Genomic DNA, 8,211 nt, shown 5'->3' with positions numbered 1-8,211 from the left:
GACGTAACCCTATACTTATTTTGACACTAACGTATCAAAATCGATAGGGGTCTGCGACGCTTTTCGGCGTTGCCGAGCCATGCTTAGCATGGCAAAAACAAACCTTGGGCTTTGCCCAAACCCACTGGGGAACTCTTCCCCAGACCCCCTCTATCCAACTCCCCAACCCCTCAATCCTTGAGGGGCTCCCTCGCCGGTTGGCAGGAACAAACGGTAGTTTGTTCAGTGCCAAGAGGGTTCGGGTGTAGTCCAGTTGGTCAAGTCAAATACTCCCTTCGCTTCACTAGGTCCGTTTTGATTGACCAACATACACATCGGCTTCTACCTAAATTCAATTTATAAAGGTACATGCTTTAACCAAATCTATTAATCTAACATACTATGTAAAAGCGACTTTAAATCTATGAAAAAGTTGCTAAGGAGGCGAATATAAAATGGCATCATTTGAAATTGGAGCAAGATCTCTTTTCAATTTTCGAAACGAACGCTTTTTCTTATTAGTTGAAGATGAAATTACAATTCCAGATAAAGGTGTAGAAATTGATCCGGTTAATATCTACGAAATTGACGAGCAAACTTTCGATTTTATCAGAGATGAAGGAGATACACCTGTAGTTGTACCAGTTGCTACACTTCCAACTTTACAACCTGGATTTAAATTAGAACGAAAATGTGTTTTTACAGTCGATAATTCATACTGGGCAATCTATGATTTAGAAGATGGAACTGATGAAAATGTTATATTAATCATCAGTGCAGCTTTATTTAACTCATTGAAAAATTCTGGTGTTCGTGAATGTGTACCTCAAAATTTCATTTAATAAATTGGTTAGAACGAAAACCTATAAATCCAATAATTTTGTTTAAAAACATCATCTCTTCGTTTTTTAAATAATTATTCTAAATAAGATATAACCAATTTTCTTGAATACTCTTTGAAAAAATTGGCCCTTCGTAGTTTTCTATGGGGGGGCAATTCGTTATATAAAAAAGTTTTTTAATTATTAGCGTTTTAAGTGTATTCACCCTTGTTTTTAGTCTGTTGGGCTTGGCAAAAGTCTTTAATAAATCAAAAAAGAATCCTAAATAATTAAGACTCTTTTTTGATTTATTATCGAATGTAAACTTTTCAATATTAGTTTACATTCAAATCCCCTAAAACGTTGACTTCACACCAAATCCTCTGATATCCTCAAAATACGCATCAAAAGTATACATTCAAAATACTATAAATAAAGAGGTCGAAAATCCATGAACAAAAAACCACATCTCATTGATGTCCAACCCATCCGTAGCAAAGAACAAATTGAAGATATGAAATGGGCTCTTAAACGTCATTGTTCCGAAAGAGACTATATTCTCTTTCTTGTTGGAATTCATACCGGACTACGCGTGAGTGATCTACTCCAACTCGAAACACAAACCATAATAAAACTAAAACGAAAAAAGAGAAAAGAATTCAAGATCAAAGAGGGAAAAACGAAGAAAGAACGCATGATTAATCTTACCTCTATTTTTGATGAAGTATACTCTTATGCCCAAACACTAGAAAGTACCTGGTTATTCCCTTCTCGAAAAGGAGAGCAACCCATTAGTAAAATCCAGGCTTATCGACAATTGCAAAAAGCCGGAGATTTTGCCGGTGTAGAATCCATTGGTACTCATACCATGCGCAAAACCTTCGGTTATTGGTTCTATAAACAAACAAAAGATGTAGCCATGTTGCAAGAAATATTGAATCACAGCACACCACAAGTTACACTCAAATATATTGGAATCAATAAAGAAGAAAAAGATAATATTCTTGATATGTTTCAAATTTAATTAACTAATATATTTATAATTTATTAAGGAGTACACATATATGAACAAGAAAAGAAAAAAGATACTTATTACTTTAATTTTATTTTTCATAATCTCCATTATTTTTTGGCTTATAGCTACCATTTCACTAATTCATTCTCTGATACTCTTACTTATTATTTTTACTCTAACAATATATACATCCATAAATGATTGGAAAAAGAATCATAATGATAGCATTTTGTCTATTGTAGCCTCTGTATTTATTTTACTATGTATTATCACCCAATTATATATTCTATATCCTGTCAATTAACCATAATCCCACTTATCAGTAGCAAACAAAAAAACTCACTCCTTGTTATATAGAAGTGAGCCTTTTTGTTTATTTATTAAATAAACGATTCCAAAAAGAATTTTTTTGTTTTGTAATGGCAAGCTGTTGAATACTTCGTATATTTTCCATCAACATTTTATCTCTTTCATTTGCTCGGTTTTCTTGTCGAGTAAGTTGATGTTCCATACGTTCTAGAATTTCTCTATCACTTTTTCGTTCCTTCTCCATCTCTTCAATTTTTTCTAATAGGTGTCTATTAAGTTTGTCTTGCTCTTTTATATAATCTATTAAACTTTGTATAGATTCATTTGTCATAGAAGTTAGAGAACGGCTAGAAGAGTGGGTTTCGCTTTTAAATTCTTGTTGTATTTCTTGGAGAGCGTCCCCCGTTCTTGATGAAGAGCGGTTTCCTTCACGCTTAGATATAATAACTTTTGCAGCTTGTTCTAAGTTGAATTTTTGCTCTTGTACTAAACTTTTAAATAGTATAAGTGTATCTTGATCATAGTGAGTATAATAGCGAGTACCATCATCATTTTTTTCCCAATAATATCCGTTCTTTTCTAGCGCGGCAGCCCACTTTCTTAAAGTACTTACCCCAATATTTAATCGTTCACTCATTTCTTTATTTAACAAGACATATTCATATTCTTTCAAGCTATCACCTCACTCTTTAGAATATCATAAATTTTCTTGTGGGCGCTCGTTCACCCGCTCTTCAATGATTAATTCGAGAATTTAAGAGGATTCCCTTTGATTTTAAAATTGGCCGGAGTAGAACACAGTAAATCAACTATCTTTTTTATACAAGATTTTATACATTTTTTTGTACTAATACAGGATATTCGTAAACCTGAAAAAACTTAGTATTTCCACAATGTATAAAATCATGCATAACACGATACAAAAATTAAACGAACAAACCTAATTTTATCAAAGGTTTGTTCGTTTTCCTTGCTACCGATAATGGGACGTTATGTTAACTAGACGTGTATAAGATATACAATCAAACAAAGTTATTTTCCATTTTCATTCTTATTTTGAAATAGATGCACAATCAAAAGTCCACCAACAAATAAGATTGGAAATCCTACGACTATATATAATCCATTTTTTGGTATTCTTAATATAATTGCAAGATAACTAAAAGAAAAAGCCCATAATGCTAAAATTATGATTTCTAACATCTTCTTTTTCATTAAAAGTTAAGCACCCCAGATCCCCTTGAAAAAGTTGTATCCGGAATATTATAACAAAATAAAAAAAGACCCTACAAGAGGGTCTTTCATCAGCTAATATTAAGCTTTTTGAACATTAGTAGCTTGTGGGCCACGTTGTCCTTTTTCTACTTCAAACGTTACACTTTGTCCTTCGTCTAAAGATTTGTAACCGTCGATTTGGATAGCTGAGAAATGTACGAATACGTCTTCTCCACCTTCACGCTCGATGAATCCAAAACCTTTGTCTGCATTAAACCATTTTACTTTACCTTGTTCCATAATTGTTGCCTCCTAGTGTGGATACCCACACATATCTTACTACCCTTGCTCAAATACCTTAGACGAAAAACAAAATTTATTCTTAATCTCAAACCGAACAAAAATAGGTCTTTCTTAAATTAACATACTTTCTAAAAAATAGCAAATTTCAAAAATAAGTCCTTATGGTAATTAGCCACTAATAGTGGTTGCTGGAGAAAAAGTCACTATGATAGTCATCACAGCAAGAAGTTGCCAAAGGATCTCTACAATATCATTAGTTTGATTTTTTTCAGACATTCAACAACTGATAAAATTAGCTATTTTCGAGTTGAATTTTACTTCTGATAACGATAATTATGTGAACAAGAAAGTCCCCCAGTTAAACAATCTGGAGGACTTTTAATAGTCTTCTAAATACATTAAATCCCTATAATAGGACTTTATGTTAACTTACTCTAAATATTTATTCATAAAGATTTTTCTATAACTTTTAATTAATCTATCATTTTTAAGTTTAGGAATTAAAAATGATAGATTAATTAAAAGCCTATTTATCATTTGAAATTAGCAAAATAGCGACAAACTCCTACTTAAACACTAGAACAACTAAAATTTTAAGGGCAAATAACCCTTTAAGTACTTCTTACTATAGAGACAATTGAACCCTAGTAAAATTTCATAGTATTAAAAATTAATTACCAATTTGTCTATTACAATTAATACTCCTCAACATATCCTATCTTGAGAAGTAGTTAGAGAGTTATTTTTAAAAACTCTTTTTCTACTTTTTTAATTTAATAGGAAAGGAAGATATAAATGCCAGAACATCATGATGAAATCCGTACTTTGTTACGTGCATTTCAATTAGTTGGAGCAAGAGTCGTATTATTTTTACCATCATTCCATGTAGAGGGTCTTATCACTCGAGTTGGAGATGAATTTGTTACTCTTCGTGGTAATGGTGATGAAGTTGAAGTAGAAAGTAATGCTAATGGTGAAGACCTTGAAAATCCAAACCAAATTAGTGTTAAAATCAGTTCAATTTTATCAGTTAGTGATGACCAAGGAGCGTAATAAATAAAGTCAAAAAATGCAATGGGTATTTATAATCCCATTGCATTTTTTATTTCATTTCACAAAAATTTAATTGGTATGAATTAGCCTAAAGTATCATGTTAAAAATCAATTGTATAGGAAAAAATTTTGGCTTGTTTAGTATCTTTTTTATTATCACTCTTTTACATAATATGTTTACTATATAATACAACCCTTTATAGGAGGTGTTTAGGTGTGTCAGTTTTGTTCAAATCAAAAAAATATTAAACAACCTAAATTCAAATTGTTTAATATAAATCCTATCCCTTTTTATACTCCACCAAGATCACAAAAAAATCCTGCGGTTTCATCAAAAACAGCTCATACTCCACTAAAAGCACAAGAAAATCCTGTGGTTTCACCAGAAACAGCTCATACTCCATCAAAAGCACAAAACAAGTCTACTGTCTTATTAAAATTCCCAAAACCCTCCGCACCTCAAACCGAATCAAAAAAATTCAAAATAAAACAAAATAGTTCGCAATCAATATTTAGTAAAGAAATATCTAAATATCAAATCGATACGTCTAAAAATATTACAGACGTTACAAATGAAATACAAAAACTTTTACATGGTTATCAATTAATTCATTTACGCATCATAGTATTTTTAGAACAAATTCATATTAAAGGTTTTATAATGAATATTGATAAAGAATCAATTACTATTATTGGGCCAAATGTACAAGTAAAAGATAATTCAACTAATAAAATTATAAAATCTCCAAATAAAATTAATATTAAAATTAACTCCATTCAAGCAATTAGTGATACAGGAAACTTTCTTAAAAAAATAATGTAAACGGATTTAAGATTTGAAGTTTGCTTTTTGGCTAGAGGACTGGCTCGTCGTGTGGGGGCGAAACCCCACGTATTACGTATCTATTTTTTGAATAAGAACTATCTTGGGACGAATGATCTAGGCGGTTCGGCTCGTATACTTGCTTGTCCAAGTCGAGAACCATTGCTTTGCTTTTTGTCTGTCGGCTTGGCGAAAAAAGCACACGAGCCGAAAAAAGTTTTGCAAGGATGAAGCAAAGCGAAAAAGGTGGAGATTTTCTGAAGCAAAGCGAAAGAAAATACTACCTGTTCCTTACGGAACTTTTAGCCCTATATATAAGAGTGAGAAGAGCAAAGTAACAAAACCCAGTAATATCAAGGCTTTATAAGGTATAGGGTGTTGCAAAAAAGCAACACCTGTGTTGCAAAAAAGCAACACCTAAAAAAAGGAAAAACACACAAAAAAAAAGATGTCAATGACATCTTTTTTTCTCATTCCTAAAATAAATAAACTGGTAATTTATGTTTTTTGCCATCTTCAGCAACAAAATTTTTAAGAGACTTCTTAAAAATTCTTTGTGTAGCTTTGTCTACTCCATCTTTTGGAGAACAACACATAATATTAGGATTTATAAACCATGTACGACTCGTACAAATACGTCCATCTTCTGTTGTCATTCCAGATTCCGCAACCGCCAATACTCCTTTTTCCATTAAAGAATTCATCATCATTGAAACCCTTGAACGATCTCTCTTTAATTCTTTTGCTAAATAACTAGGAGTAGCATTATCTGAATCAAATTCATTTTCTTCATTTGCTCGTTCTACAAGAATATTAGTTTTAAATTCTACATAAGGTACTAAATCCATTAAAAAAGCCTTTTCAGCATTTGTAAGATAGTTTATTTTTGCTAAGTAATTATAATTATCCGTAATCATTTGCACAAACTTCACCCTATCCGTAGGCTTTTTCTTTTTACCAATGAAATATTCTTCCCCACCAGTCGCCTTACTTAACAACTGCAAAAGCATTGCTTTCTCTTCTTCTGAGTAGCCACCTGCTAGCAACTGGTCATAAATACTATCAATCTTACGATCTCTTATTTTCGCTTTTTTTTCAGCTTGTCCAAAATCTACAACTTTTGTCATAAAATAATTCTCTCCCTTAGTGGAAGGAATCAACTTTTATATGTTAGAATGTATATAGAATATATATTGGTTGATTCCAACCTTATTACGAAAAACCGTCTCGCCGACCAAAGCTAGAGCGGTTTTTCTCGTTTATACGTCTTTCTCTATAATAACATGAAACACCTTGTTAAAGCTTTCCATCTCTTGCAAAAACACAACATTCAATCCTCTTTTTCTTCTTCAAACTCATACAATTCAATGCTTTCATAATTATCAATCCTATCTTTCCCTATCAAAATCCCGATGTTTGCTTATTTCTCTCTTATGTTCACGTTCAAATTGATTATCTATTCCCTTGCTATCCAATTCATTTTTAATAATCCCTCTAAACACCTTAAATTTCTCTTTAAAAGCTTTTTTCGTCTGTTGATACAAAACTCTTATATTTTCCTTCAAATCCTTTATATGAGTTTTTAATGAGCCTATTTCAGTATTTAATTTTCTATTCTCCTCTTTTAACTTTAAATTTATCTTTTGGGATTCTTTTAAAGAGTCATACAAACTATCAACTTGACGATTCAATTCCTTATTTTCTTTTACCAAATCCGTATTCTGCAAACGCTCATAATCTTTTTTTACAGTGACCGCTGCAGTTATCAATTCCTCTACTTTTTCGAGTTGCTTTGGAGAAAGAACATAATTCTCTGTTTCTTTTTCAATGATTTCAGGTTTACCAATTAATTTTGGTTTTACCTCCGTTTTGATCTCTTTCTTTTTTGTCTTTAACGTAATTTTGTTATTAGGTAATCGTTTGCTTATCTCGGTAATTTGATTCTCTATGTTAGAAACTGCCTCGGCATATTCCTTGTATTGACGGACTTTCATATACTTATGTGAACCTATATTCGCTCGTTCAAATTCTGGAATGTGTTCTTTAGCCAAAGATTCAATATAAACCGTTTCTAATTGTCTCCAATTCGCAATTAGCTCCGTCCCTTTTCCTTGTACGCCTTGTTGTTGCAAGGCTCTATCCATTCCGACACGCCTCGTTAATCCTCGACTACTTTCGAAATTCGGTACATAGTTAATATGTAAATGCGGATTTGCTTCATCATCATGTAAAACCATGTTATAGACTGCTAGATTTAGATTTCTCTCTTGAAACGCCTCTGCATACTGTTTTAACGCTTCTTTTTTAGCTTGCCTATACTTTGGGTCATCTTTACCCTCTCCAACCGCTACAACCAATTCTCGTTGCTCATGTGTCTTTTCATTTTTATGTATTTTGTCATAGTAGTCCTGAATCTTACGGTCATTGCGTTTTTGCTTCTCATTATACTTGTCCACCGCTTCTTGAAAGACATCCTTGTATACACCTCGGATATCCTTTTGAACAAAGTAGATATTCTCGTTTAACCTGGATGGATCAATACCAGGATTCCCATAAATGTTTTCTCTGTTATTATGGCTTAATGAACTTTGGTGAGATTGATTAAATGAGATAGAGAACAACATAAAGTGCCACCACTTCCCCTAGATTAATTGATACAATAAGTCTAGCAAGGCGACGAAATTGTGTCAATT

General features: G+C 32.2%; 10 protein-coding genes. 5 read left to right on the top strand and 5 right to left on the bottom strand.

Features of this window, described 5'->3' with window-relative positions; genetic code table 11:
• The first annotated feature begins 434 nt into the window (after positions 1-434).
• Both MKY70_RS30720 and MKY70_RS30715 read left to right on the top strand, forming a co-directional pair.
• Positions 435-821 carry a spore coat protein gene (locus tag MKY70_RS30720; RefSeq protein ID WP_328025268.1) on the top strand — a complete coding sequence of 129 codons (387 nt, stop codon included), beginning with the start codon at positions 435-437 and terminating at the stop codon, positions 819-821.
• A 430-nt stretch (positions 822-1,251) separates the two neighbouring features.
• Positions 1,252-1,824, top strand: coding sequence for a tyrosine-type recombinase/integrase (locus MKY70_RS30715; RefSeq protein WP_341027099.1), 573 nt, complete (start codon positions 1,252-1,254; stop codon positions 1,822-1,824).
• A 364-nt stretch (positions 1,825-2,188) separates the two neighbouring features.
• Here MKY70_RS30715 and MKY70_RS30710 read toward each other — a convergent pair whose 3' ends face one another.
• The 3 genes from MKY70_RS30710 to MKY70_RS30700 form a co-directional block, all read right to left on the bottom strand.
• Positions 2,189-2,797: a hypothetical protein gene (locus MKY70_RS30710; protein WP_341027101.1), complete on the bottom strand. Its 609-nt coding sequence runs from the start codon at positions 2,795-2,797 to the stop codon at positions 2,189-2,191.
• 359 nt (positions 2,798-3,156) lie between these two features.
• Positions 3,157-3,339: a hypothetical protein gene (locus MKY70_RS30705; RefSeq protein WP_341027107.1), complete on the bottom strand. Its 183-nt coding sequence runs from the start codon at positions 3,337-3,339 to the stop codon at positions 3,157-3,159.
• Positions 3,340-3,438: 99 nt separating this feature from the next.
• Complete coding sequence (locus MKY70_RS30700) at positions 3,439-3,639, bottom strand: cold-shock protein (RefSeq protein ID WP_002130770.1); 201 nt, start codon at positions 3,637-3,639, stop codon at positions 3,439-3,441.
• 798 nt (positions 3,640-4,437) lie between these two features.
• Between MKY70_RS30700 and MKY70_RS30695 the strand changes: the two genes are divergently transcribed.
• From MKY70_RS30695 to MKY70_RS30685, 3 genes are all read left to right on the top strand, one after another.
• Positions 4,438-4,695 (top strand): hypothetical protein, encoded by a 258-nt coding sequence (locus MKY70_RS30695; RefSeq protein WP_088044848.1) that lies wholly within the window; start codon positions 4,438-4,440, stop codon positions 4,693-4,695.
• 214 nt (positions 4,696-4,909) lie between these two features.
• Positions 4,910-5,518, top strand: a complete 609-nt coding sequence (locus tag MKY70_RS30690; protein ID WP_341027112.1) for a hypothetical protein — start codon at positions 4,910-4,912, stop codon at positions 5,516-5,518.
• An 87-nt stretch (positions 5,519-5,605) separates the two neighbouring features.
• The gene (locus MKY70_RS30685; protein ID WP_341074747.1) at positions 5,606-5,749 is read left to right on the top strand and encodes a hypothetical protein; all 144 of its coding nucleotides are present in this window, start codon (positions 5,606-5,608) and stop codon (positions 5,747-5,749) included.
• A gap of 245 nt (positions 5,750-5,994) precedes the next feature.
• Here MKY70_RS30685 and MKY70_RS30680 read toward each other — a convergent pair whose 3' ends face one another.
• Positions 5,995-6,645 carry a MarR family transcriptional regulator gene (locus tag MKY70_RS30680; protein WP_002035308.1) on the bottom strand — a complete coding sequence of 217 codons (651 nt, stop codon included), beginning with the start codon at positions 6,643-6,645 and terminating at the stop codon, positions 5,995-5,997.
• Between the two features lie 261 nt (positions 6,646-6,906).
• On the bottom strand, positions 6,907-8,142 hold the full coding sequence (locus MKY70_RS30675; protein WP_341027091.1) for a plasmid recombination protein: 1,236 nt from the start codon (positions 8,140-8,142) through the stop codon (positions 6,907-6,909).
• Between the last annotated feature and the right edge of the window lie 69 nt (positions 8,143-8,211).

It is taken from the genome of Bacillus sp. FSL R9-9492, assembly GCF_038007365.1.
GTDB lineage: Bacteria > Bacillota > Bacilli > Bacillales > Bacillaceae_G > Bacillus_A > Bacillus_A mycoides.
This window is presented reverse-complemented; position numbering and strand designations above follow the sequence as displayed.